Consider the following 23171-nt stretch of genomic DNA (forward strand, 5'->3'; position numbering starts at 1 on the left):
CGCCCCCTAGGCGTCGTCGGCCAGTGTGCGGGTGTGCTGGAAGCCGGTGTTGACCGCCAGCAGGCCTCCGTCCACGGGCAGCGTCGTACCGGTGATCCAGGCCGCGTCGCGGGAGGCGAGGAACGCGACGGCGGCGGCGATGTCCTCCGGCCTGCCGACCCGTTCAAGGGGATACAGCCGTGCCATCCTGGCGAGTTGCTCCTCCCGGCCCGCCCAGGCCGTGGTGTGCACGGTGCCCGGTGCCACCAGGTTGACGCGTACGCCCCTCGGCGCGGCGTGACCGGCGAGCGTGCGGGTCAGCGACATGAGGCCCGCCTTGGCGGCACTGTAGGCGTGGTTGCCGAAGTCCTGGATGCCGTTGACGGAGCCGATGGTGACGATGGCGCCCCGGCCGGAGGCCACGAGATGCGGCAGGGCCGCCCGGGAGCAGCGGTAGGCGCCGGTCAGGGTGATGTCGAGGTCGCGGGCCCAGACGTCGTCCGCCTCGTCCTCGAAGAGCGGGGCGTCGGGGGTGCAGTGGTAGGCGTTGTTGACCAGGACGTCGAGCGAGCCGAAGGCGTCCACGGCGTACGCGACGGCCGCCTCGACCGATGCCCGCTCCCCCACGTCGCAGCGGAACGCCTCGGCGTGCCCGCCCGTTTCACGCAGTGCGGCAGCGGTCTTCTCCGCCTCCGCGACGTCCACGTCGGTGACGAGCACCCGGGCGCCTTCCTCGGCGAGGCGGCTGGCGGTGGCGGCGCCGATGCCGCGCGCCGCGCCCGTGATCAGTACTCCGTGTCCCTCGAATCGCATCGTCGCAGTCATGGCAGGGAAGGTACTGCCATGATCGTCACGGCGACAGATACCGTGCGCGCATGTCCGCCTTCATACAACAACTCCCGGCGCTGATCGGCGTGGTGATCGGCGCCCTCGGCTCGTACCTGGCGATCGTCAGGGGAGACCGGGCCCGCTTCCGCCGCGAGCAGACGGCGCGGTGGGAGGAACGGCGGCTGACGGTGTACGCGGACTACGCGCGCTGTCTGAAGAAGTCGGTCACGCTGACGTACCGGGTCGCAGCCCATCTCGGCAACGATCCGCATCCGCATCCGCTGTCGCCCGGCGAGGCGGCTCCTCTGCTGGCCGAGGCCGCGGAGGCCGGCGACCCGGCCGGTGAGGCCCTGCTGCTCCTGGGCATCCCGGAGGTGGTGGAGAAGGCCCGGGCATGGGCCGTCGTGGTGATGGAGATGGAGCGGTTCCTGAACGACGGGACACGTGATCCGGACGGCTGGCAGGCGCTCCTCGAACGACAGCGCACCGTGCGCGAGGCGTACTACGTGGCGGTCCGCGCCGACCTGGCTCTCACGACGGGCCGTCCGCCCGGGTGGCAGGTCCCACCGCTCCACGGGCGCCCCTGACCCCGCCGTCCGGGCGGGCACCGCCTCCCCCGTCCGGACGGCTCGCCCCCTGGCGGGCGGACCCGGCTCACCGATAGCCCGTGGTGTCGGCCGGCTTGTCCGCGTCCTGGACCTCGACGAGATAGCGCCACGCGTCGGGGCGGCTGCCGTCGCGGTCGGTGAAGCCGTACACCTGGGCCAGTTGCCCGCTGGAGAGCGACTCCCCGTTCCAGCGCGCCACGTCCGGGTCGGCGGCCAGGGCGGCGACCGCGCGGCCCACGTAGGACGGTGTCTCGGAGATGCCGAAGTGCGGGACGCGTTCCAGCGCGTCGCGCCAGTTGTCCTCGGTCACGCCGAAGGTGTCGAGCATGATCTCCGAGCGCAGCCACCCGGGTGTGAGTGCCACCGCGGTGGCACCGCGCGGCCCCAGCTCCTGCCCGAGGGCGAACGCCATGCGCAGCACGGAGGACTTGGCGAGGTCGTAGAAGAAGGACACCCGGTACCTGTCCCGGTTGTACTCGGCGGTGCCGTCGGTCATCTCGACGACGAGGCCGCCGGGACGGCGCAGCAGCAGGGGCATCGCGAAGTGGCTGGTGACGGCGTGGGTCTCGACGGCCAGGCGGAGCAGCCGCAGCCCCTTGTCGAGATCGTGCTCCCAGACCGGGGTGTCCCACTGGAAGAGGTGCTCACCGCCCCAGATGTCGTTGACGAGGACGTCCAGGCGCCCCTGCTCGTCCGCGATGCGGGCGACCAGGGCCTGGACCTCGGAGGGCACGAGGTGGTCGGTGGGGACGGCGATGCCCCGGCCGCCGGCCGCCGTCACCAGGTCCGCGGTGTCCTCCAGGGTCTCCGGGCGGTCGTACTCCGAGCGCCGCTGGCGGGTGCTGCGCCCGGTCACGTAGACGGTCGCGCCGGCCGCGCCCAGCTCGACCGCGATCCCCCGTCCAGCGCCCCGGGTCGCCCCGGCGACCAGGGCGACCCTGCCTCGCAGCGTGTCCTGCAGCGGCTTGGACATGTCCGACCTCCGTACGCGTGGTTCCGGCGCCGCCTTTCGCGCCGGTGCTGCCCCGAGCGTCTCCCGGAAGCCGGACATCTTCTGTCTGGATTCGCCGAGACCTTTCGCCGGTCTCCGTGTGGAGGGGTCAGCGGCGGGCCACCGGCGTCGGTCCGGACGCCGGCGTCAGTGGCCGCGCGCGATCCACTCCTTCAGGTGCGGGGCCTCCGCCCCGATCGTGGTGGAGTCACCGTGCCCGGTACGCACCACGGTGTCGGCCGGGAGGCCCAGGAGCCGTTCGCGGATGGACTCGACGATGGTCGGGAAGTGGGAGTAGGAGCGGCCGGTGGCGCCCGGGCCGCCCTGGAAGAGGGTGTCGCCGGTGAAGACGGTGCCCAGGCCCGGGTCGTACAGGCAGACCGCGCCCGGAGCGTGGCCCGGGGTGTGCAGGACCGTCAGATCGGCGCCGGCCGCCTCGATCACCTGGCCGTCCTGGAGCCAGGCGTCGGGGAGGCGGTCGGGATGGGTCAGCTTCCACAGCGGCAGGTCGTCCGGGTGCAGCCAGATGGTGGCGCCGGTGCGGTCGGCGAGGGCGGGGGCGGCGTCGATGTGGTCGTTGTGGGCGTGGGTGCACACGATCGCGGTGAGCCGCCGGTCGCCGACGGCCTCGGCGATGGCGTCGGCGTCGTGGGCGGCGTCGATGACGACCGCCTCGTGGTCGTCGGCCACGATCCACACGTTGTTGTCGACGTCCCAGGTGCCGCCGTCGAGCGAGAAGGTGCCCGAGGTGACGAGGTGTTCGATGCGGGTGGTCATCACAGCACCACCACCGAGCGCAGCACGTCGCCGTGGTGCATCCGCTCGAAGGCCGCCTCCACCTCGTCCAGCGCGATCGTCTCGCTCACGAACGCGCCGAGGTCCAGGCGCCCCTGCAGGTGCAGGTCGATCAGCATGGGGAAGTCGCGTGAGGGCAGGCAGTCGCCGTACCACGACGACTTGAGGGCGCCGCCGCGTCCGAAGACGTCGATCAGCGGCAGGTCCAGCTTCATGTCGGGGGTGGGCACTCCGACGAGGACGACGGTGCCCGCGAGGTCGCGGGCGTAGAAGGCCTGCTGGTACGTCTCCGGACGGCCCACGGCCTCGATGACGACATCGGCGCCGAAGCCGCCGGTGAGCTCCCGGATCGCCTCGACCGGGTCGGTCTCGCGGGAGTTGACGGTGTGCGTGGCGCCGATCTCGCGGGCGGTGGTCAGCTTCCGGTCGTCGATGTCCACGGCGATGATCTTCGCGGCGCCCGCGAGGCGGGACCCGGCGATCGCCGCGTCGCCGACGCCTCCGCAGCCGATGACCGCGACGCTGTCGCCGCGGCCGACGTTCCCGGTGTTGATGGCCGCGCCGATCCCGGCCATCACACCGCAGCCGAGCAGGCCGGCGACCGCCGGGGACACCGCGGGGTCGACCTTGGTGCACTGCCCCGCGGCGACCAGGGTCTTCTCCGCGAAGGCGCCGATGCCCAGGGCGGGCGAGAGCTCGGTGCCGTCCGTGAGCGTCATCCGCTGCTTCGCGTTGTGCGTGTTGAAGCAGTACCAGGGCCGGCCGCGCAGACACGCCCGGCACTGCCCGCACACCGCACGCCAGTTGAGGATGACGAAGTCGCCGGGCGCGACGTCCGTGACCCCGTCGCCGACCGTCTCCACGATCCCGGCCGCCTCGTGGCCGAGCAGGAACGGGAAGTCGTCGTTGATGCCGCCCTGCTTGTAGTGGAGATCGGTGTGGCACACCCCGCAGGCCTGGATCTTCACCACGGCCTCGCCGGGTCCCGGGTCCGGTACGACGACGGTCTCGACGCGCACCGGCTCGTTCTTGCCCGGTGCGATCACGCCCCGCACTTCCTGCGCCATGTGATTGAGCCCTTCCGTAGGTCGACGTTCCGTCAACCGACCCTACGGGGTGACCGACCGGTAGAAGGCCAGGTGACGCACGTCCGCCTTGCTCCGGGGTCGCGCCGGGCCGGCCGCTGAGGCGAACCGCCCCGAGGCCCGGGAGGCGCCAGATACCCCCGGGGGTACTTCTGCTACCGTGAATATACCCCCGGGGGTACTCACCCCTGCGGGTTCACGAGGAAAGGAGTGCTGCCGTGTTCTTCGTCGACACCATCGAGGTGCCGGGCCTGGGCAACCGCGGCTATCTGGCGGGCGGCCCGCGGGGCGCCGTGGCGGTCGATCCGCCCAGGGACGTCGACCGGCTGATCGCGGCGGCGGCCCGACGGGACGTGCGGATCACCCACGTCGTGGAGACACACCTGCACAACGACTACGTGACCGGCGGGCTGGAACTGGCCCGGCTGACCGGCGCCGCCTATCTGGTGCCGGCCGGCGCACGGGTCGCCTTCGAGCGGGTCGCGGTGGCCGACGGGGACCGGTTCGACGTCGACGCCGGTCTGGTCCTGCGCGCCCTGGCCACCCCCGGTCACACCCCGCACCACACGTCTTACGTGCTGGAGGAGGGGGGTCACGCGGTGGCGGCGTTCACCGGCGGCTCCCTGCTCATCGGCACCGTCGGGCGCCCCGACCTGGTCGAGCCACGGCTGACCGGAGAACTGGCGCGGGCCCAGCACGCCTCCGCGCACCGGCTCGCCGCCGAGTTGCCCGACGACACCGCGGTGCTGCCCACCCACGGCTTCGGCAGCTTCTGCTCCGCCGGTGACGCCACCGGCGAGGGCACGACCGTCGGGCAGGAGCGTGCCGTCAACGAGGCGCTGGTCAAGGACGTCGACACCTTCGTGGCCGACCTGCTCGCCGGACTCGACGACGTGCCCGCGTACTACGCGCACATGGCTCCGGCCAACGCGGAGGGGCCCGCGCCGGTCGACCTCACCCCGCCCGCGCCCGCGGACGCCGAGGAGATCGCGGCGCGCCTCGCCGCCGGCGAGTGGGTCGTGGACCTGCGCAACCGCGTCGCGTTCGCGGCCGGGCACGTCGCCGGGTCCGTCAACTTCGAGGCCGACGGCCAGCTCGCGACATACCTGGCCTGGCTGCTCCCGTGGGGCAAGCCGGTCACACTGCTCGCCGAGTCACCGCAGCGGATCGCCGAAGCCCAGCGGGAACTCGTCCGCGTGGGCGTCGACCGCCCCGCCGCCGCGGCCGTCGGCGCGCCCGCCGACTGGCTGCGCGAGGGGGAGGAACCGCGTTCCTTCCCGCGCGCCCGGTTCGCCGACCTGGCGGAGGCGTACGGCAGCGGGATCGTGGTCCTGGACGTGCGGCGGGCGTCCGAGCGGGCCCAGGGCCACATCGCCGGATCGGTGCACGTCCCCGTCCACGAGATACGCGACCGGCTCGGCGAGATACCGGGCGGCACCGTCTGGGTGCACTGCGCCGGAGGCATGCGGGCCGCCATCGCCGCGTCCGTCCTCGATGCCGCCGGCCGTGACGTGGTCGCCGTGGACGACTCCTTCGCCGCCGCCGGCCCGGCCGGTCTGCCCATGGCCCGGATCACCCCGGCGGAGGCCGGCGAGCGCACCGGCCCGGGGGCCGAGGCCGTCCTGCTGGACGTGCGCGAACCGGACGAGTGGGCGCAGGGGCACGCACCGGGCTCCGTGAGCTTCCCGCTGTCCGCGCTCACCGCCGGGGGCGATCTGCCCGTGGCCGCACGGCACCGCCCCCTCGTCGTGGTGTGCCGCTCGGGGGTGCGGTCCCGTGACGCCGTCGCGCTGCTCACGGCGCGCGGCCTCGACGCGGTCGACGTCGTCGGGGGCATGCGCGCCTGGGTCCGGGAAGGCCTGCCCTCGGTCCGGGAGCACGGGAACGGCGGCCCGACGGCGTGAGCGTTCTGATCCTCGCCCTGGCCGCCGGTGGCGTGATCGGCCTGGCGCTCGGCGCGCTGGGCGGCGGAGGCAGTGTCCTCGCCGTCCCCGCCCTGATCTATCTGCTGGGCTTCACGCCCTCCGCGGCCACCACCGCGAGCCTGGTCATCGTCACGGTGACGTCGGTGACCGCGCTAGCCGCCCACGCCCGGCAGGGCACGGTCCACTGGCGGGCAGGCGCGCTGTTCGCGGCGGCGGGGCTGCTGCCCGCCGCCGCGGGCGGAGCCGTCGCCGGACGGCTGCCGTCCTGGCTGCTGACGGCCGCCTTCGGGGTGGTGGCAGCGCTGGCGGCGGTGCGGATGCTGCGCCCGTCGCCGGGCGATCCGGACGCACCGGCCCCGCGGGGCGGCCGGATCGCCGGGGCGGGCGCCGGGCTCGGCGCGGTGACCGGCGTCCTGGGCGTGGGCGGCGGCTTCCTCGCCGTACCGGCCCTGGTCGGCGTGGTGGGTCTGCGGATGCGGGCCGCCGTCGGTACGAGCCTGCTGGTGATCACCGTGAACTCGGTGGCGGCGCTGCTGGCCCGCGCCGGCACGGCGGAACGGCTCGACTGGGCGGTCGTCGCCCCCTTCGCGGGCGCGGCGGTCCTCGGCGCGTGGGACGGCAGACGGCTGGCGGCGAAGGTCCCGGGCGCCGCGCTGCGCCGGATCTTCGCCTGGGTCCTGCTGGCGGTGGCCGCGTTCATGCTGATCGACGCCGTCGTATGACCGGGGTCCGTCACGGGACGACCGGCTCGGCGGGCCTTTGTGCCGCCGACGTCACCGCGGACCGCCGTACCACCGACGTCGCCGCGGACCGCCGTACCACCGACGTCGCCGCGCGCGTCGCCGCGCGGCCCGCGGGTGTCGGCGGGGCCGCACGCCGGGCGGCGGACCGCCTCACGCCAGTGAGAGGAAGAGCTTCTCCAGCCGGGCACGCATCGCGTCCCTGTCCTCGCCGTTCTTCGCGCCGTCCTCGACATCGGTCAGGCACTGCTGGAGACCGGTGGCGATGATCGCGAATCCGGCCCGGTCGAGAGCACGGGAGGCCGCGGCGAGCTGGGTGACCACGTCCTCGCAGTCGCGCCCCTCCTCGATCATCTTGATCACACCGGAGATCTGTCCCTGCGCACGACGCAGTCGGTTGAGCACCGACTTCAGCTCGGCACCCGCGAGATCCAAGTCCACGACAACACTCCTCCACCGATACCCCTAGGGGTATCGTACTCCGCCCTCCGGGGCACCCTCGAAGAGCAAGGATGACACCCGACATGACCACTCCCTCGACCCTCGACGCCGACCAGGCCCGTACCCGCCTGTCCGAGCTCACCGTCCTCGACGTCCGCACGCCCGGCGAGTACGCCTCCGGGCATCTGCCCGGCGCCCTGAACGTCCCCCTCGACCAGCTGCACCGCGCCCTGCCCGCCCTCCAGGAGATCACGTCCGGCCTGCTGGTCGTCTGCGCCTCCGGCGCGCGCTCCGACAGCGCCCGAAGGACGCTCGCCGAACACGGTGTGACGGCCGCGACCCTCACCGGCGGGACCAGCGCCTGGACCGCGCGCGGCCACGAACTGGACCGTCCCGCGACCGGGTCCCGCACCACCTGGTCCATGGAGCGCCAGGTCCGGTTCACCGCGGGCGGCGTGGTCCTGGCCGGGCTGGGCCTCGGACTGCTGCACCCCGCCTGGCAGTTGCTCTCGGCGGGCATCGCCGGCGGCCTGGTCTTCTCCGCCCTGACCAACACCTGCGGCATGGCGGCCGTGCTGGCCAGGCTGCCGCACAACCGGCCCCGGCCCGCCGACCTCGAGGCGACCCTCGCCGCGCTGGCGGCACGCTGACTGCGCTCTCCCGCAAGGGAGTTGACCCGCTCCCGGTCCCGGCGGGCCCGGACGTAGCCTGAGTGCTCCGCACCGACTCACGCCAAGGAGCGCCGTGAGCCTCACCGACGCCCAGCCCGAGGTGCCCACGTGGCGCCTGCTGCTCGGCTACGTACGACCGCATCGATGGGCCCTGCTGGCCGGCGCGCTGCTGGCGCTCGCGACCGGCGCCACCGGGCTGGTGCTGCCGCTGGTGGCGCGGGGCCTCATCGACGACCTGTCGCACGACCGGCCCATCGGGCGGGCGCTGCTCGGGATGGCGGCGCTGGTGGTCACCAACGCGGCGGTGGGGGCGACGGGTTCGTACGTCCTGCGGCGCACCGCGGAGTCGGTGGTGCTGGGCGCGCGGCGCACCCTGTCCTCGTATCTGCTGCGGCTGCGCATACCTGCCGTGGACCGCAGCGAGCCGGGCGATCTGATGTCCCGCATCACCTCCGACACGACCCTGCTGCGCGAGGTGACGACCGATTCCCTGGTCGGCATCGGCACCGGCGGGCTCACCCTCGTCGCGACGGTGGTCATGATGGGCCTGGTCGACGTGGTGCTGCTCGGGGTCACCCTCGCCGTGATCCTGTGCGCGGGCACAGTGCTCGGGGTGATCGTGCCGCGCATCAACCAGGCCAGCAAGCAGGCCCAGGACGCCGTCGGGCTGATGGGTGCCGCGCTGGAACGGATTCTCGGCGCGCTGCGCACCGTGAAGGCGTCCGGTGCCGAGCACCGCGAGGAGGCGGCCGTCCACGCGGCGGCCGAGGAGTCGTGGCGGCAGAGCGTCCGGGCCGCCAAGTGGTCGGCCGCCGCGGGCAACACGGCCGGGCTGGCGATGCAGATCGCCTTCATCACGGTGCTGGCGGTGGGCGGGGCCCGCGTCGCGACGGGAGCCGTGGACGTCGGCACCCTGGTGGCGTTCCTGCTGTACGTGTTCTATCTGATGTCGCCGATCCAGCAGGTGGTCGGCGCCGTCACCCAGTACCAGACCGGTGCCGCCGCGCTCGCCCGGATCCAGGAGGCGATGCGGCTGCCCGCCGAACCCGTGGCGCTGCCCGCGCCGCTGCCCTCCCCCGGCGCCGAGCCTGCGTCGCTCGCCTTCGACGACGTCCGCTTCCGGTACGCCGACGACCTTCCGTACGTCCATCACGGTGTGACGTTCGCCGTCCCGGCGCGCGGCATGACCGCGTTCGTGGGGCCGTCCGGAGCGGGGAAGACGACCGTGTTCTCGCTGATCGAGCGGTTCTACGACCCCGAGACCGGGGTGATCACCGTGGACGGCCGGGAGCTGGACGGGTGGGACCTGCCGCAGCTGCGGTCCGCCATCGGTTACGTGGAGCAGGACGCCCCGGTGCTCTCGGGCTCGCTGCGCGACAACCTGCTGCTCGGCAATCCGCGGGCCGACGAGGCCGAAATCGTCCGTGTGCTCAAGACGACACGTCTCGACGGGCTGGTCGCCCGGCTGCCCCGCGGGCTGGACACGCTGGTCGGCCATCGCGGCACCAAGCTGTCCGGCGGCGAGCGTCAGCGCGTCGCCATCGCCCGCGCACTGCTGCGCCGTCCGCGGCTGCTGCTCCTCGACGAGGCCACGTCCCAGCTCGACGCCGTCAACGAGGCGGCGCTGCGCGACACGGTCTCCGACGTGGCCCGGACGACGACGGTCCTCGTGGTCGCGCACCGGCTGTCCACCGTCACGATGGCCGACCGCATCGTCGTGATGGACGCGGGTCGCGTCCGCGCCGTGGGAACGCATCGCGAACTGGTGGCCGCGGACCCGCTGTACGCCGAACTCGCCGCCACGCAGTTCCTCGCCACCGCCGGGTGAGGCGGCGGAGCCCGGCACGAGAAAGAGGGCCGGCCGGTGGGCGAAGTGGTCTTCGCCCACCGAACCGGCCCTCCGCGCTCGTACGGGCCGGCCCTCGGTGCTCGTCAGAGGGCAGGCCCTTTGCCGGACTAGCCCTCGACGGCCGGAACGACACCCATGACGGGCGCGGCGAGGTCGGTCACCTGATGCAGCTGGTTCAGGTCGTTCAGCCGGTTGAGGCCCGCGAGCTGGCGGGACGGCAGCGGCATGGCGGCGCGCTGCTCGGCAGGGATGGAGCTCAGGGCGAGGGAGTCGAGTTCGGCGACGGGGTTCAGCTTCCCCGCGTCCGCGGCCTCGGAGCCCGCCGCGCTCGCCATCGGCGCGGCGAGTCCGGTGACTCCGACGGCGAGACCAATGGCGGCGACCATACGTCGTGTTGAGATCATGCCTTCTGCAACGGCGCCGGTCCCCCGCGGACACGGCCGTCACGCTCCGCTCACCCGACAGGCTCATCGGGGCGGCTGCGCTTGCCGAGGACCGTGCGGCGGAGGAGTCTCGGAGATGAGGCCCTTCGCGACCTGCTCCTCGACGGGCCGCGGCCTTCAAGGAGGTCATCATGGGCACCTCGCTAGGCCCCGCCTTCGACACCGAAGCGCTGCGCCGAGCCATTGAAGGACACAGTGCGACGGATCTGCTGTCGCTCTACGCCGACGACGCGGAACTGCGCATCGTCGACCGCAACACCCAGCCCAGCCACCCGATGGTGAAACACGGTCGCGGCGAGATCGCCGAGATGCTCGACGACGTCTACAGCCGGGACATGACCCACAAGCTGGAGCAGTGCGTGGTCCAGGGCGACCACGTCGCCTTCTCCGAGTCCTGCGAGTACGCGGACGGCGTGAAGGTGCTGAGCACGTCGATGATGTCGCTGCGTGACGGCAAGATCGTCGACCAGACGCTGCTCCAGGCATGGGACGAGTAGAAAGGCACTGGCCGAAGGTCCAGATCACGTCGCGTCTGACCTGGACCTTCTCGGCGCGAGTGGGGATGGGCCGGTCGCGCCCGCGCCCCGCTCGGCTGCCGCGACCCGTCTCCGCGGCAGGTCTGCGACTGTCCGCCTCGCTGCTGGGCTCAGCGTTGCGCGCTGCCCGCTCCCGTCCTCCGGCACCGCGTGCCGTTCGAAGGCTGCCCCTCCGACGCCGGTGAGCCCGACCCGTACCCGGCACCACACCTCGTGGTGCGGGTGACGAGGCCCGCCGCCCCCAGCGGGCCGGACCGGCCGCGGGCGGGTCACCCGCAGGAGCTACCCTGGTCGGCGGGCCGTGACTGGCGCTGAGGTGGAGTACCACCGGGGAGCGGCCTGACGAACGGGTCTCAGCCGCGCGCCTGGGCGATCGTCAGCAGCGCTCTGGAGGAGCAGCTCATGTCCCAGGCCCAGCTCATGGACGGCACGGCTCTCGCGCGCCGGATCGTCGAGGACACCGCGAAGCGCGCCGCCGACCTGAAGGACCGTACCGGTGCCGCGCCGTGTCTGGCGACGGTGCTCGTCGGCGAGGACCCCGCCTCGGTCACCTACGTGCGCATGAAGCAGAACCGCTGCCGCAAGGCGGGGATCGAGTCCCGGCACGTCGCCCTGCCGGCCGCCACGACGACCGCCGAACTGGTCGGCACGCTCCGCGCGCTCTCCGAGGACCCCACCGTGCACGGCATCCTGCTCCAGCACCCCGTCGGCCCGCACATCGACGAGCGGGCGGCGTTCGAGGCCATCGACCCGCGCAAGGACGTCGACGGCGTGACGCTGAGCTCGTACTCGGCGATGAGCTTCGGCCTGCCCGGCTTCGTGTCCTGCACACCCGGCGGCATCATGCGGCTCCTCGACGAGTACGACGTCGACCCGGCGGGCAGGCGGGCGGTCGTGGTGGGCCGAAGCGCGATCCTGGGCAAGCCGGTCGGCATGCTCCTCCTCGGACGGGACGCCACGGTGACGTACTGCCACTCGCGTACGAAGGACCTGTCGTCCCTCGTGCGTGAGGCGGACATCGTGGTGGCCGCGGTGGGCCGGCCCCGGCTGATCCGCGGTGAGGACGTCAAGCCGGGTGCCGTCGTGATCGACGCGGGGTACAACCCGGGCAACGTGGGCGACGTCGACTTCGACACGGCCGTCACGCGGGCCGGACTGATCACGCCCGTGCCCGGCGGCGTCGGCCCCATGACCATCGCGGTTCTGCTGGAGCAGACCGTGGCGGCAGCGGAACGCCGGCCGGGCGTCTGAGCGGCACCGTCAGCGCATCCACGCGCGGTAGGAGAGCACGTCCCCGGCCTTGACCCCGAACTCGGGGTCGTCCCGGGTGACGGTCTCTTCCAGGCCGAGGACGGCACCGGTGACCGGGTCGAGCACCAGCATCCGCCGGACGGAGTGCGCCCGGTCGTCGTATACGTACGCCTGTCCCCCGCGGCCCAGCCGGTCGGTGACCGCACCGGCCGGGCGCAGGCCCTGCGCGTCGGCCAGGATCCGGACCAGCGCGGCGTTCTCCCGGGTGCCGAGCGTCCAGTTGTCCAGCAGTCCGGCGACGGCGTCGAGGAGTCCCGGGGTGTCCAGGGGGCCGGTGCGGTCGATCTCGTCCAGGTAGGCGCGCAGCCGTACGGCGTCGTGCGGCGGCCGGGCGACGGGCGGGGCGTCGCTCCAACTCGGCGGATAGGTCCGCCTGCTGAGGACGTGCCCGTCCTCGACGGTGCGGGGCACGGGGTCGGCGTCCGTGACGACCGGCTTTCCCGGGCGGCGCGGGTCGGTGGCCACGACGAGTTCCGTGTGGCTGCCGTCGGCCTTCCAGCGGACGAGGCGTTCCTCGGGCAGGGTGACGGGCGGCCGGGCGCCGGGGCCGGACGTCATGGCGAGGCTCCACGACTGGAGATGGGTGCCCTGGACCAGCCGGAGGGTGTCCCCGGCGGCCGCCGCGCGGCCGGCGATCCGGTCGAGCGGCACGGGGGCGGATCCGGCCTCGACGACCAGCGGGCGCGGTGCGGCCACGGCGGGCGCGGTGGCCGAGCCCGAGAACATGAGGGTGAGGGTGAGGACGACCACGCAGGCCGCCGCCACGGAGCCGAGGCCCCAGGTCCACCGGCGCAGGTGCCGGGGGCGCGGCCGGCGTTCGCCGCCGTGCGGGAGGCGGTCGGGCCTGCGGTCGCCGCCGTGCAGGAGCAGGTCGAGCCGGTGTTCGGCGTGCTGGTCGAGCGGGCGGTCGCCGAAGCGGGGGTCGGCGGACGGGACCGGGTCGGCGCGGCGCAGGAGTTCGAGTTCGTCAGCCATGGCCGGGCTCCTTCAGGATGTCGCGGCGGGGCGTTGCGGTGCCGGTGGCCACGGGGGTGGTCTGCAGACGGTCGATCTCGGCTCTGAGCCGGCGGCGGGCGCGGTGCAGGCGCATCGCGGCGGCGCGGCTGCCGCAGCCGAGGACGACGGCGACCTCGTCGACGGCGAGTTCCTCCCAGGCCGTGAGGCGCAGTACTTCCTGGTCGGCCGGGGAGAGCCGGGCCAGCGCCTCGTGCACCCAGTCGCCCGGTGTGTCGGAGCCGGGCCCGGCCACCACCTGGGTGCCGTGCGCGCTCTCGTCGTTGCCGAGCCGGTCGAGCAGCCTGCGGCGGCGTCCGTATCCGCGTACCGCGTTGGCCAGGCAGCGGCGCGCCACCCCGTACAGCCAGGGAAGAGGAGAGGGCGGCAGGTCGGACCGGCGCCGCCAGGCGACGGTGAAGACCTCCGCCACCACCTCCTCCACATCACTGCCACGGCCGTCCAGTCGCCTAGCCACGTAGCGGCTGACCGCCCAGTAGTGCTCGCGATAGGCAGCGGCGAAGGTCTCGTCGTTGCTCATGATCCGTCTGTGTCCGGCAGGTGGGTGAGCGTCACACCCTTCGGTGTGACGCTCGTCGCGTCGCTCCATTGTGACGGTGCGGCGAGGGCCGGACACAGGCGGGGCATGGAGAGCAACACGGTGACGGCGCCGCCCGCATCCGCAGGCCCGCGCGCACGGCGTCCGGGACGGGCCGCGGTGAAGTGGCTGACGTCCACGGACCACAAGACGATCGGCACGCTGTATCTGGTGACCTCGTTCGCGCTGTTCTGCGTCGGTGGTGTCATGGCGCTGCTGATGCGCGCCGAACTGGCCCGGCCCGGTCTGCAGATCATGTCGAACGAGCAGTTCAACCAGGCGTTCACGATGCACGGCACGATCATGCTGCTGATGTTCGCGACGCCGCTGTTCGCCGGTTTCGCGAACTGGATCATGCCGCTGCAGATCGGCGCGCCCGACGTGGCGTTCCCGCGGCTGAACATGTTCGCGTACTGGCTGTACCTCTTCGGCTCGCTGATCGCGGTGGGTGGTTTTCTCACCCCGCAGGGCGCGGCCGACTTCGGCTGGTTCGCCTACTCGCCGCTGTCGGACGCGGTCCGCTCGCCGGGCGTCGGCGCCGACATGTGGATCATGGGTCTGGCCTTCTCCGGCTTCGGCACCATCCTCGGCGCGGTCAACTTCATCACCACCATCATCTGCATGCGCGCTCCGGGCATGACGATGTTCCGCATGCCGATCTTCGTGTGGAACGTGCTGCTGACCGGTGTGCTGGTGCTGCTGGCCTTCCCCGTCCTCGCGGCGGCCCTGTTCGCGCTGGAGGCGGACCGTGCATTCGGTGCGCACGTCTTCGACGCGGCGAACGGGGGCGCGCTGCTGTGGCAGCACCTCTTCTGGTTCTTCGGGCATCCGGAGGTGTACATCATCGCGCTGCCGTTCTTCGGAATCATCTCCGAGGTCATCCCGGTGTTCTCGCGCAAGCCGATGTTCGGTTACATGGGCCTGATCGGCGCGACCATCGCGATCGCCGGTCTGTCCGTGACGGTGTGGGCCCACCACATGTACGTCACCGGCGGTGTACTGCTCCCGTTCTTCTCCTTCATGACGTTCCTCATCGCCGTTCCGACGGGTGTGAAGTTCTTCAACTGGATCGGAACGATGTGGCAGGGCTCCCTGTCCTTCGAGACTCCGATGCTGTGGGCGACCGGTTTCCTCGTCACGTTCGTCTTCGGGGGTCTGACCGGCGTGATGCTCGCCTCACCGCCGATGGACTTCCCCCTGTCCGACTCGTACTTCGTGGTGGCGCACTTCCACTACGTCGTCTTCGGCACCGTGGTGTTCGCGATGTTCTCCGGCTTCCACTTCTGGTGGCCGAAGATGACCGGCAAGATGCTCGACGAGCGCCTCGGCAAGATCACCTTCTGGACTCTGTTCGCCGGCTTCCACGGCACGTTCCTGGTGCAGCACTGGCTCGGTGCCAATGGCATGCAGCGCCGGATCCCCGACTATCTTGCGGTGGAAGGGCTCACGGCACTGAACACGGTGTCGACGATCTCGTCCTTCCTTCTCGGACTCTCGTTCCTGCCGTTCTTCTACAACGTGTGGAAGACGGCCAAGTACGGCAAGCCGGTCGGCGTCGACGACCCGTGGGGCTACGGGCGTTCGCTGGAGTGGGCGACGTCCTGCCCGCCGCCGCGGCACAACTTCCTCACGCTGCCGCGGATCCGCAGTGAATCCCCGGCCTTCGACCTGCACCATCCCGGCACCTCGGTGTCGGACACCCCTCTGCCGTCCGCCGGGAGGGAACTGCGGTGACCGCCATGGACGACCGGCCGCTCGACGTGTCGCCGCTGATACGCGAGCTCGAAGGCCATCTGCTCGTCGAGGCCGCCCGTGCCGAGGGGCGCGCCGAGGCGGAGCGTTTCGCCCGGTCGCTGCCCTGGCTGTCGGACACCCAGCGGGCCGAGGTGCAGGAGCTCTACGCGGCGGAACACCTGGTCCTCGCGAGGCGTTCCTGGCAGCACGTCGCGCGACGCGGTGGCGAGCTGCGGGCCGAGTACGAGGACAGGTACCGCCGCCTGCGGCGGCGCTGGTGCGCCGGCGTCCTGATCTGCACGGCCCTCGCCCTGGTGTCGCCGGCCGTGCTGCTGCTGACGGGGACGAGAGGTTAGAGCGCCATCGCGGTCTCGGTGACGGCACGCGGCTGGAGATGCATGACGGACGACCGGTCCACGAGGTCGCGCAGAACGGGCACGAAGGCCTGGTCGCCGCCGAGTTCGTCCAGAATGCGCTGGGCCCGGTGGCGGAACTCGTCGATGTCCTGCGCGAAGCGACGCAGCACGGCGGGCGCGAGCAGCACGTCGGTCAGTTCCGTCCGGGCCTGCGGCGATGTCCGCGCGGCGGTGTGCAACCCGAGGACGCCGGCGGTGGAATGCGGGGCGGTCTCCTCCAGCGCGCAGGCGAGCAGATACGTCACGGTGCCGTTCAGGAGGTCCTCGTCGCGACCGGACAGGATGTCCTCCTGGTCGTTGAAGATCTGCCAGAGGACCCCGAACACGTCACCGAATTCGCGCCAGAGCTCCACACGCGGCTTCGCGGCACCGGCCAGCTCCGCGGCCATGGTGGTGATCATGCTGTACGGGGCGCCGGACTTCCCCAGGTACGCGGCGGCCACCGACGCGCGGGTGGCGGTGGCCGCGTCTCCGTGGAGGTCTCTCAACTGGCCCTCGGTCGCGCCGATCCAGCACCGCACGACCTCCGCCGACAGGGCGGCGCGCACCTGCTCCGGGATCCGCTCCGACTGGACGACCAGCAGGGGCAGGGGCGTTCCGCCGATGACGGTGGCGAGCAGCGCGTCGCTCTCGTCGAGGTCGCCGACGGCGAAGGTTCCCTGACCGTCGGCGAGGTCGTCGAGGCAGCAGGCCGAGGTCCACCACAGGTCATGGACGACGGTCAGCGGAAGGGCCGGTTCGAGAGCGCCGGTCTCGGCGGCGTGGACGATCAACGGCAGCACCGACAGGGGGTACTTGAAGGTGCGGTGCCGCAGGAGCGCGGCCACGACGGCCCGGACGGACGGGGCCGACGCGCCGAGCAGGCCGAGCGCGGCCTCCCGCTCGGCCTCGATCGCCGCGGCCATCTGCCGATGCACATCCACGTACGACACCGCAGTCACGCAAGCCCACCCCACCACTCTGTTCAATCGAGGACCGATTCGATCACCCGGTTCACAGGGGAGCTAGAGCGATTTTGCGCCATGGCCGAATCAATTCATCATGCGATGGGCCGACCGGACCCGGCCGGCGGGCCGCACCGAGGCCCTCCCGTTCGGCGTGCGTCGCGCTCGGACAGCCGCGCGCCGGGGCGCGTCGGGCGGCGCGCGGCGCCGCATCGGGCGGGAAACGCCGCATAGCGGCCGGGAAGTGAGGGTCCATCGGTCTCGGACCCCGCCATACTGGCCGTCGTGCGAGTAGCGATCATGACCGCGGGGTCGCGGGGCGACGTGGCACCGTACACCGGGCTCGGGCACGGACTGGCGCGCGCCGGACACGAGGTCACCTTGGTGACGCACGGGTGCTTCGAGTATCTGGTGGCCGGCTCCGGTGTGGGCTTCCACGCCCTGCCCGTCGATCCCCGCGCCGAACTGGAGTCCACCCGCGGACGGGGGCTGCACCGCAGCGCCACGGGGGCCGGAAAGCTGATCCGGCTCGTCGGGATGGCGCGGGCGCTGGTCGGGCGGATGGCCGACGACCTCGTAGAGGCGGCCCACGCCAGCGACGTGCTCCTGCTGTCCGGTTCGCTGGGTCCGCTCGGACACACCGTCGCCGAGGGGCTGTCTCTGCCGAGCATGGGTGTCTACCTCCAGCCGCTGGCCCCCACCGGCGACTTCGCGCCTCCCGTGACCGGGGTCCGCTCGTGGGGCCCCGCGGTGAACCGGGCCGCGGGACACGGGGTGAACATGGCCGTGGAACGGGTCTTCGCCGAGACCGTGCGCACCCTGCGGGGCCGGCTCGGCCTGCCGCCCCTCGGCCCCGGCGCCGTGCGCCGCGCCCGCGAACGGCAGAGCTGGCCCGTGCACCACGGTTTCAGCCCACACGTGGTGCGCCGCCCGCGCGACTGGCGGGCCGGGCTCGACGTCGCCGGATACTGGTGGCCGTACGACGGCGCCGACGCGCAACTGCCCGCCGCGCTGCGGGACTTCCTGGACGCCGGCCCTCCGCCGGTCTTCGTCGGCCTCGGCAGCGCGACGGTGCCCGACCCCGGCCGGCTGAGCGCACACGTCGTCCGCGCCCTGCGGGCGGCCGGGCTGCGCGGGGTGATCCAGCGGGGCTGGGGCGAACTGCACGCCACGGGCGACGACATGTTCACGGTCGGAGAGGTCCCGCACTCACGGCTCTTCCCCCGGATGGCCGCGGTGGTGCATCACGCCGGGGCGGGCACGACGGCGGCCGGTCTGCGGGCCGGGGTCCCGGCCGTGCCCGTGCCGATCCAGTTCGACGAGGGGTTCTGGGCCACGCGGCTCGTCTCGCTCGGCGTGTCACCGGGCGCCGTGCCGCTGCGCGGTTTCAGCGCGGCCCGGCTCACGGCCGCGTTGGTGCGGGCCACCGGTGACCCGTCGTACCGGCGGCGCGCCACCGCGCTGGCCGCGCGCATCGGCGCGGAGGACGGGGTGAGGCCGGTCGCCGACGCGATCGGCCGGTTGGCGGACTGAACGCCGGGTACGGCGACCGGCCCGCCTTCTCTTTCGACCGGCGGGTTCCTGGGGCCCGCCCCGGGGACGACGGGCCGCGCGCAAGCGGCCTCCGGCACGGAAGGGACGCCCAGCGCCTGTCTGACAATGCGCGGCGTCGCCCGAAGGGCGGCTCGGCGACTTCAGGTACGTGTGCTCGGCGCGCCGGACGCAGCCTCTCGTGCTGGATGCACTTGGGGCTGTGTCCGGTGCGGCGAGCGTGCGTGCATGGTGTCGCCGGGCAGGCGGGAATGGTCAGACAGGGCCTATGGGGTCGGCGGCCAGCCCGCCGGACGCAGGATGGCGAGGAGCTGTCGGACCAGTTCCTCGACCACCTCGTCGAGCGTCGCGTCCACCCAGCCCGCGCGCCAGTCGTGGAGCAGGCCGTTGACGCTTCCGATGAAGGCGGTGGCGGCGATGCGGTAGTCCCGCGCGGCCGCCTCCCCGCGGGCCGCGGCGCCGGCGGCCTCCGCGCAGATGAAGTCCACCCAGCGGGCGCGGCGGGCCAGCCGCTGCTCCTCCAGCCGCGGGCTCACACCGATGATCTCGACGAAGGTGATGCGGATGCGGCGCGGATCGCCCGTCACGTTCGCCGCGTACGCACGGAAGATCGCGGTGGCCCGCTCGGCGAGCGGCAGGTCCCGGGCCTCGGCCAGCGCGGCCAGCGCCGCTTCCTCCGCCCAGTCGTTGACCTGGAGATGCAGAGCCGCCAGCACGTCCTCCAGGGTGCGGAACTCCTCGTAGAACTGGCGCGTGGACAGTCCCGCCGCCTCGCTCAGCGCGGCGACGGTGGTGGACCGGAAGCCGGGGCTGTCACCGAACAGCCGAAGCGCGGCGTCCATGAAGCGGAGGCGCCGCTCGGCCTGCCGCTCCGCGGCGGTCCTGCCCCCGTAGCGGCCGGTCGGCGCTCTGAGCCTGCCCGTCATGCCCGCCTCCCCAGCCGCTGCGGCACTCACCGCTCCAGCGTCCCCGCTCTCCGGCGCGCGGGTGCTCCTCTGTGCCGACGCGTCGTTCACTCTTGACGATTTTGTCGTGTACGGACCCTTGTGGAGAGACCCACCCCCTCCTTACTTTCCAGTAAGTCAACTCTGAACGCGGGCGTGTTCAGATTTTCCCTTGTCATGCCCAAGCCACCCGCACTCCCCACAACGACAAGGACCCACCCATGTCTGTCCTCAGACCCGGACACCTCTGTTCTCTGGCCGCCGCCCTCACACTCACCTTCACGCTCGGCGGCACGGCGACCGCCGCCGGCACGGACTCGGCGCGAACGTCGGCCGCCGACCTGCGTGAGGTGATGTTCGTCGGCAACAACTGGGACGGCACCGCCGACGTCATCCGCTCCACCGGCGACTTCGCGAAGATCGGACGTGTCGACGTCATCCCGGACAAGGCCGAGCGGCTCGCGGCGATCAACGCCGACCCCATCAGGTGGATCTACTTCATGGCGATCCGCAACGGCGTCGGCGAGGGCCACGACCAGTTCGTCGACGACATGTACTCGACGCCCGACGGCAGGTCCGTGGTGGTCTCCCGCCCGAGCTTCGCCGACGTCGTCTCGATCGACCTGTCCAGCGGCCGGATCAACTGGCGTTTCCCCGTGGCCGGTTACCGCTCCGACCACATGGCCGTCTCCCCCGACGGCACGCGCGTGGCGGTCTCGGCGTCGACCGCGAACACCGTGCACGTCCTCGACATCACCACCGGCAGACAGCTCGGCTCCTTCGCCACCGGGGACAAGCCGCACGAGAACATCTTCACGCGCGACGGCAAGTACATCTGGAACATGGCCATCGGCGACGTCAACACCGCTCTCGACGACCCGTGGCTGGACTGGACGAAGGGCGACCGGCGGATCACCGTCGTCGACGCGACCACGTTCCGGCAGGTCAAGGTGATCGACATGCGCGAGCGGCTCGACGCGATCGGGCTCAAGGACTACTCGGACGCGGTCCGCCCCGCCGTCTTCTCGCCCGACGAGTCCAAGCTCTACTTCCAGGTGTCGTTCTTCAACGGCTTCCTGGAGTACGACGTCGCCTCCGACCGGATCACCCGGGTGAAGACCCTCCCCAAGAACCCCGCCACCAGCGCCGACCGTACGACGTGGGTGAACGACTCCCGCCACCACGGCATCTCGATGAACCCCTCCGGCACCAAGCTGTGCGTCGCGGGCACGATGGACGACTACGCCACCGTCGTCGACCGCGACACCCTCCAGGAGGGCCCGCTCGTCACCGCGTCCAAGCCGTACTGGGCGACCGTCAGCGGCGACGGCAAGGACTGTGTCGTCTCCGAGAGCGGTGCCGATCAGGTCACCGCCATCGACTTCGCCACCGGACAGAAGAGGGTGTCGGTAGCGGTCGGCGACCACCCGCAGCGCGTGCGCCTCGGCCATGTGGAGGTGAACTGGACGGGGCCATCGGCCGGTTGACCGATCCGCCGGCCCGGTGCGGGGCACGGCCGGCCGCGTGACCGGCCGCGCCCCGCACACCTCATCCACCGACCCGGCGCGTCAGGTTCAGCAGGTACTCCTTCCGGTCCAGCGGGTTGAGGTCGATGCGCGGCCGGTCCGGGACCGCGCCGCGGGCGACGGGCGCGTAGTGGTCGAAGGCTGCTTCCAGCTCGCCCTCGCCCCGTGTCAGCCCCGGCAGTTGCTGCTCCAGTCCATGCACCCGGGCGGCCGGGACCACGCCCTCCAGGACGCAGGCCGTGCCGCGCACCTCCGTGGTCCGCGGCACGGCACGCCCGCTCGCCAACAGGGGCAGCACCGCCGCGAGCGTGTCCGCCGGGACCTCCAGGACGAACCGGTGCATCGGCTCGTACACCTGACTGCCGGCCCGGCGCAGCGCGTTCATCACCACCAGCGGGGTCACCCCGCGGAAGTCGGCGCCCGTGCTGGACATGCTCTTGTCGAAGCCCTGGTGGGCGTGGCTCTGCCGGGGCGAGTAGCCGCAGTGCGTCATGGTCACCGTGCAGTCGGTGACCTCCCAGCCGTGCAGTCCCTGCCCCAGCGTCTCGCGGACGGTGTCCTCGACCGCCTTGAAGAACGCGTAGGGCATGGCGCCGAGCTCGACCTCCAGGCCGAACGAGACGCCGGAACCGACCGGCGCGGCGTCGATGCGCAGTCCGACGGTCGCGAGGAACGGATTGGGGTCCTTCTTGTTGAACTCGACCGCCGTGCCCGAGCCCACGGGCCGTTCGATGCACAGCGGCGTGGTCTCACGGAATGTGACGTCGAGACCGAACTCGTCGGCCAGCGTGGCCTGGACGACCTCCTTCTGCACCTCCCCGTAGAGCGACACGGAGACCTCTGATCGCACCTCGTCGTGCCGCACGTCGATCAGCGGGTCCTGTTCGGCCAGCCGAGTGAGGGCGAGATGCAGTGCGCCGCGGTCGGCCGGGCTCGCCGGGACGACGACGGTCTCGAGCGTCGGCGGCGAGAAGTGGTGTCCGGCCGCCGTAGTGCGCGGCACACCGATGGCGTCGCCGATCCGGACGCCACCGAGCCCCCACAGTTTGCCGATCCGGCCGGCGGCCACGGCGTCCTCACGGACGGCGGTCCCGTGGTCGAAGACGCTGATGGCGGTGACCTTCGCCTCCTCGCCGCCGCCGATGGTCAGCCGGTCGCGGGTGCGCAGCGTCCCGGAGAACATCCGCGCGTACGCGATCTTCTCCCCGGCCGCTCCGCGTTCGACCTTGAAGACGGTCCCCGAGACCGGGCCCCCGCCGTCGGCTTCGGCGGCGGGCAGCAACTCCTTGATCCCGCTGATCAGTTCGCCGATTCCCGCGCCCGTCACGGCCGAGCCGAGGAACACCGGGTGGACCTGGGCCCGCCCGGTCTGCCGAACGAGGTCGTCGCGCAGCCGACCGGCCGTGACGTCGCCCTCGACGTAGGCCGCGAGCAGTTCGTCGTCGTGCCGCGCCAGCAGGTCGAGCAGCGGGGTGCGCAGCCGGTCGTCGTCGAAAGGGGTGAAGCGAGCCGCGCGCGTGCCCGGGGCGACGGCCTCGCCCATCGGGACGATCGCCGGGGTGAGCCGCTCGGCGATCTGCTCCAGGACGTGGGCGCACCGTGCGCCGCTCCGGTCGATCTTGTTCACGAGGATCAGCGTCGGGATGCGCAGCCGCCGCAGCGTCCGCATCAGGACACGGGTCTGCGCCTGGACGCCCTCCACCGCCGAGACGACGAGGACGGCGCCGTCGAGGACGCCGAGCACCCGCTCCACCTCGGCGATGAAGTCCGGGTGACCCGGGGTGTCGATGAGATTGACGGTGACGTCGTCGATCGCGAAGGAGACGACGGCGGATCTGATGGTGATGCCGCGCTGTCGCTCCAGCGCGAGGGAATCGGTCTGGGTGCTGCCGTCGTCGACGCTGCCGATCTCGTCGATGACTCCGACCGAGTGCAGCAGCCGCTCGGTCAGGCTCGTCTTACCGGCGTCTACGTGCGCCAGAATTCCCAGGTTCAGCAAGTGCACCGGGTGTCATGTCCTTCGAAGTGGGAGTGGTTCCTTCCTGGGTGGACATGAACGGTGTGCGCATTGCTGCTCCTCGATCCTGTGGACGCGTCCCGAGCAGTGCAGCAGGCGGCCGTGTGCGACGGCAACGGATTAACGCTCAACAAATGCCTGCCGCGACACTCCCCCGACCCGGAACACGGCCCTAGAGTGACGCCCATCACGTCGGCGGCCGCTGTCCGCTCGGGCGGCTGCCGCCCCGTACCCATTCCCTCGCAC

General features: G+C 72.3%; 21 protein-coding genes, 2 pseudogenes and 1 riboswitch. Of the genes and pseudogenes, 12 read left to right on the forward strand and 11 right to left on the reverse strand.

All coding sequences use genetic code 11. The features are described 5' to 3' along the window. Positions 1–6 precede the first annotated feature (6 nt). Complete coding sequence (locus ABEB03_RS22800; protein ID WP_345652313.1) at positions 7–804, reverse strand: SDR family NAD(P)-dependent oxidoreductase; 798 nt, start codon at positions 802–804, stop codon at positions 7–9. A gap of 50 nt (positions 805–854) precedes the next feature. Here ABEB03_RS22800 and ABEB03_RS22805 point away from each other — a divergent pair, with 50 nt between their 5' ends. Beyond that, positions 855–1394 carry a hypothetical protein gene (locus ABEB03_RS22805; RefSeq protein ID WP_345652316.1) on the forward strand — a complete coding sequence of 180 codons (540 nt, stop codon included), beginning with the start codon at positions 855–857 and terminating at the stop codon, positions 1392–1394. A 67-nt stretch (positions 1395–1461) separates the two neighbouring features. Here ABEB03_RS22805 and ABEB03_RS22810 read toward each other — a convergent pair whose 3' ends face one another. The 3 genes from ABEB03_RS22810 to ABEB03_RS22820 all read right to left on the reverse strand — a co-directional run bounded on the left by ABEB03_RS22810 (position 1462) and on the right by ABEB03_RS22820 (position 4268). After that, positions 1462–2388 carry an SDR family oxidoreductase gene (locus ABEB03_RS22810; RefSeq protein ID WP_345652318.1) on the reverse strand — a complete coding sequence of 309 codons (927 nt, stop codon included), beginning with the start codon at positions 2386–2388 and terminating at the stop codon, positions 1462–1464. Positions 2389–2553: 165 nt separating this feature from the next. Further along, on the reverse strand, positions 2554–3183 hold the full coding sequence (locus tag ABEB03_RS22815) for an MBL fold metallo-hydrolase (protein WP_345652321.1): 630 nt from the start codon (positions 3181–3183) through the stop codon (positions 2554–2556). Beyond that, entirely contained in the window at positions 3183–4268 is a 1086-nt protein-coding gene (locus ABEB03_RS22820) for an S-(hydroxymethyl)mycothiol dehydrogenase (RefSeq protein WP_345652325.1), read from the reverse strand. Before ABEB03_RS22820 ends, ABEB03_RS22815 begins: the two co-directional genes overlap by 1 nt. 236 nt (positions 4269–4504) lie before the next feature. Here ABEB03_RS22820 and ABEB03_RS22825 point away from each other — a divergent pair. The 3 genes and pseudogenes from ABEB03_RS22825 to ABEB03_RS22835 all read left to right on the forward strand — a co-directional run. Next, positions 4505–5845 (forward strand): annotated as a pseudogene (locus ABEB03_RS22825) (MBL fold metallo-hydrolase); the annotation flags it as partial. 111 nt (positions 5846–5956) lie between these two features. Then, a pseudogene (locus tag ABEB03_RS22830) lies at positions 5957–6190 on the forward strand (rhodanese-like domain-containing protein); the annotation flags it as partial. Next, entirely contained in the window at positions 6187–6933 is a 747-nt protein-coding gene (locus ABEB03_RS22835; protein WP_345652328.1) for a sulfite exporter TauE/SafE family protein, read from the forward strand. The pseudogene ABEB03_RS22830 and the gene ABEB03_RS22835, both read left to right, overlap by 4 nt. A 171-nt stretch (positions 6934–7104) precedes the next feature. On the opposite strand, the gene ABEB03_RS22840 is transcribed toward ABEB03_RS22835, so the two are convergent. Beyond that, positions 7105–7392 (reverse strand): metal-sensitive transcriptional regulator, encoded by a 288-nt coding sequence (locus tag ABEB03_RS22840; RefSeq protein ID WP_345652331.1) that lies wholly within the window; start codon positions 7390–7392, stop codon positions 7105–7107. Positions 7393–7475: 83 nt separating this feature from the next. Between ABEB03_RS22840 and ABEB03_RS22845 the strand changes: the two genes are divergently transcribed. Both ABEB03_RS22845 and ABEB03_RS22850 read left to right on the forward strand, forming a co-directional pair. Continuing rightward, the gene (locus ABEB03_RS22845; RefSeq protein WP_345652334.1) at positions 7476–8042 is read left to right on the forward strand and encodes a rhodanese-like domain-containing protein; all 567 of its coding nucleotides are present in this window, start codon (positions 7476–7478) and stop codon (positions 8040–8042) included. A 94-nt stretch (positions 8043–8136) separates the two neighbouring features. Beyond that, positions 8137–9891 (forward strand): ABC transporter ATP-binding protein, encoded by a 1755-nt coding sequence (locus tag ABEB03_RS22850; protein WP_345652337.1) that lies wholly within the window; start codon positions 8137–8139, stop codon positions 9889–9891. A gap of 128 nt (positions 9892–10019) precedes the next feature. On the opposite strand, the gene ABEB03_RS22855 is transcribed toward ABEB03_RS22850, so the two are convergent. Further along, entirely contained in the window at positions 10020–10316 is a 297-nt protein-coding gene (locus tag ABEB03_RS22855; protein WP_345652340.1) for a hypothetical protein, read from the reverse strand. Positions 10317–10486: 170 nt separating this feature from the next. Between ABEB03_RS22855 and ABEB03_RS22860 the strand changes: the two genes are divergently transcribed. Together ABEB03_RS22860 and ABEB03_RS22865 are read left to right on the forward strand one after the other, a co-directional pair. Further along, positions 10487–10852 (forward strand): nuclear transport factor 2 family protein, encoded by a 366-nt coding sequence (locus ABEB03_RS22860; RefSeq protein WP_028804205.1) that lies wholly within the window; start codon positions 10487–10489, stop codon positions 10850–10852. A 330-nt stretch (positions 10853–11182) separates the two neighbouring features. Next, a riboswitch (ZMP/ZTP riboswitch) is annotated at positions 11183–11269 on the forward strand. Between the two features lie 24 nt (positions 11270–11293). Beyond that, complete coding sequence (locus ABEB03_RS22865; RefSeq protein WP_345652346.1) at positions 11294–12142, forward strand: bifunctional 5,10-methylenetetrahydrofolate dehydrogenase/5,10-methenyltetrahydrofolate cyclohydrolase; 849 nt, start codon at positions 11294–11296, stop codon at positions 12140–12142. 9 nt (positions 12143–12151) lie between these two features. Here ABEB03_RS22865 and ABEB03_RS22870 read toward each other — a convergent pair whose 3' ends face one another. Together ABEB03_RS22870 and ABEB03_RS22875 are read right to left on the reverse strand one after the other, a co-directional pair. Next, on the reverse strand, positions 12152–13177 hold the full coding sequence (locus ABEB03_RS22870) for a CU044_5270 family protein (protein WP_345652349.1): 1026 nt from the start codon (positions 13175–13177) through the stop codon (positions 12152–12154). Beyond that, positions 13170–13736: an RNA polymerase sigma factor gene (locus ABEB03_RS22875; RefSeq protein WP_345652352.1), complete on the reverse strand. Its 567-nt coding sequence runs from the start codon at positions 13734–13736 to the stop codon at positions 13170–13172. The genes ABEB03_RS22870 and ABEB03_RS22875 overlap by 8 nt, the downstream gene beginning before the upstream one ends. A gap of 105 nt (positions 13737–13841) precedes the next feature. Here ABEB03_RS22875 and ctaD point away from each other — a divergent pair, with 105 nt between their 5' ends. Then, positions 13842–15527 (forward strand): aa3-type cytochrome oxidase subunit I, encoded by a 1686-nt coding sequence (gene ctaD, locus ABEB03_RS22880; RefSeq protein ID WP_345652355.1) that lies wholly within the window; start codon positions 13842–13844, stop codon positions 15525–15527. A 5-nt stretch (positions 15528–15532) separates the two neighbouring features. Continuing rightward, complete coding sequence (locus ABEB03_RS22885; RefSeq protein ID WP_345652710.1) at positions 15533–15883, forward strand: hypothetical protein; 351 nt, start codon at positions 15533–15535, stop codon at positions 15881–15883. Here ABEB03_RS22885 and ABEB03_RS22890 read toward each other — a convergent pair. After that, positions 15880–16884, reverse strand: a complete 1005-nt coding sequence (locus ABEB03_RS22890; protein ID WP_345652357.1) for a polyprenyl synthetase family protein — start codon at positions 16882–16884, stop codon at positions 15880–15882. The genes ABEB03_RS22885 and ABEB03_RS22890 overlap by 4 nt on opposite strands. 303 nt (positions 16885–17187) lie before the next feature. Between ABEB03_RS22890 and ABEB03_RS22895 the strand changes: the two genes are divergently transcribed. Further along, positions 17188–18420 (forward strand): glycosyltransferase, encoded by a 1233-nt coding sequence (locus ABEB03_RS22895; RefSeq protein WP_345652713.1) that lies wholly within the window; start codon positions 17188–17190, stop codon positions 18418–18420. A gap of 284 nt (positions 18421–18704) precedes the next feature. On the opposite strand, the gene ABEB03_RS22900 is transcribed toward ABEB03_RS22895, so the two are convergent. Beyond that, positions 18705–19364, reverse strand: coding sequence for a TetR/AcrR family transcriptional regulator (locus ABEB03_RS22900; protein WP_345652360.1), 660 nt, complete (start codon positions 19362–19364; stop codon positions 18705–18707). A 239-nt stretch (positions 19365–19603) separates the two neighbouring features. Here ABEB03_RS22900 and ABEB03_RS22905 point away from each other — a divergent pair, with 239 nt between their 5' ends. Further along, positions 19604–20869, forward strand: a complete 1266-nt coding sequence (locus ABEB03_RS22905) for a YncE family protein (RefSeq protein ID WP_345652363.1) — start codon at positions 19604–19606, stop codon at positions 20867–20869. 61 nt (positions 20870–20930) lie between these two features. On the opposite strand, the gene ABEB03_RS22910 is transcribed toward ABEB03_RS22905, so the two are convergent. Continuing rightward, a complete protein-coding gene (locus ABEB03_RS22910) occupies positions 20931–22913 on the reverse strand; it encodes a translation factor GTPase family protein (protein ID WP_345652366.1) in 1983 nt (660 codons plus the stop codon). Between the last annotated feature and the right edge of the window lie 258 nt (positions 22914–23171).

Origin of the sequence: Streptomyces siamensis, from assembly GCF_039543605.1 — a bacterium.
Classification (GTDB): Bacteria; Actinomycetota; Actinomycetes; order Streptomycetales; family Streptomycetaceae; genus Streptomyces; species Streptomyces siamensis.

Excerpts from the sequence above, each read along its gene's own strand:
- ABEB03_RS22800 (WP_345652313.1), bottom strand. The coding sequence starts at position 804 with ATGACTGCGACGATGCGATTCGAGGGACACGGAGTACTGATCACGGGC.
- ABEB03_RS22805 (WP_345652316.1), top strand. The coding sequence starts at position 855 with ATGTCCGCCTTCATACAACAACTCCCGGCGCTGATCGGCGTGGTGATC.
- ABEB03_RS22810 (WP_345652318.1), bottom strand. The coding sequence starts at position 2,388 with ATGTCCAAGCCGCTGCAGGACACGCTGCGAGGCAGGGTCGCCCTGGTC.
- ABEB03_RS22815 (WP_345652321.1), bottom strand. The coding sequence starts at position 3,183 with ATGACCACCCGCATCGAACACCTCGTCACCTCGGGCACCTTCTCGCTC.
- ABEB03_RS22820 (WP_345652325.1), bottom strand. The coding sequence starts at position 4,268 with ATGGCGCAGGAAGTGCGGGGCGTGATCGCACCGGGCAAGAACGAGCCG.
- ABEB03_RS22845 (WP_345652334.1), top strand. The coding sequence starts at position 7,476 with ATGACCACTCCCTCGACCCTCGACGCCGACCAGGCCCGTACCCGCCTG.
- ABEB03_RS22855 (WP_345652340.1), bottom strand. The coding sequence starts at position 10,316 with ATGATCTCAACACGACGTATGGTCGCCGCCATTGGTCTCGCCGTCGGA.
- ABEB03_RS22860 (WP_028804205.1), top strand. The coding sequence starts at position 10,487 with ATGGGCACCTCGCTAGGCCCCGCCTTCGACACCGAAGCGCTGCGCCGA.
- ABEB03_RS22865 (WP_345652346.1), top strand. The coding sequence starts at position 11,294 with ATGTCCCAGGCCCAGCTCATGGACGGCACGGCTCTCGCGCGCCGGATC.
- ABEB03_RS22870 (WP_345652349.1), bottom strand. The coding sequence starts at position 13,177 with ATGGCTGACGAACTCGAACTCCTGCGCCGCGCCGACCCGGTCCCGTCC.
- ABEB03_RS22875 (WP_345652352.1), bottom strand. The coding sequence starts at position 13,736 with ATGAGCAACGACGAGACCTTCGCCGCTGCCTATCGCGAGCACTACTGG.
- ctaD (WP_345652355.1), top strand. The coding sequence starts at position 13,842 with ATGGAGAGCAACACGGTGACGGCGCCGCCCGCATCCGCAGGCCCGCGC.
- ABEB03_RS22885 (WP_345652710.1), top strand. The coding sequence starts at position 15,533 with ATGGACGACCGGCCGCTCGACGTGTCGCCGCTGATACGCGAGCTCGAA.
- ABEB03_RS22895 (WP_345652713.1), top strand. The coding sequence starts at position 17,188 with ATGACCGCGGGGTCGCGGGGCGACGTGGCACCGTACACCGGGCTCGGG.
- ABEB03_RS22900 (WP_345652360.1), bottom strand. The coding sequence starts at position 19,364 with ATGACGGGCAGGCTCAGAGCGCCGACCGGCCGCTACGGGGGCAGGACC.
- ABEB03_RS22905 (WP_345652363.1), top strand. The coding sequence starts at position 19,604 with ATGTCTGTCCTCAGACCCGGACACCTCTGTTCTCTGGCCGCCGCCCTC.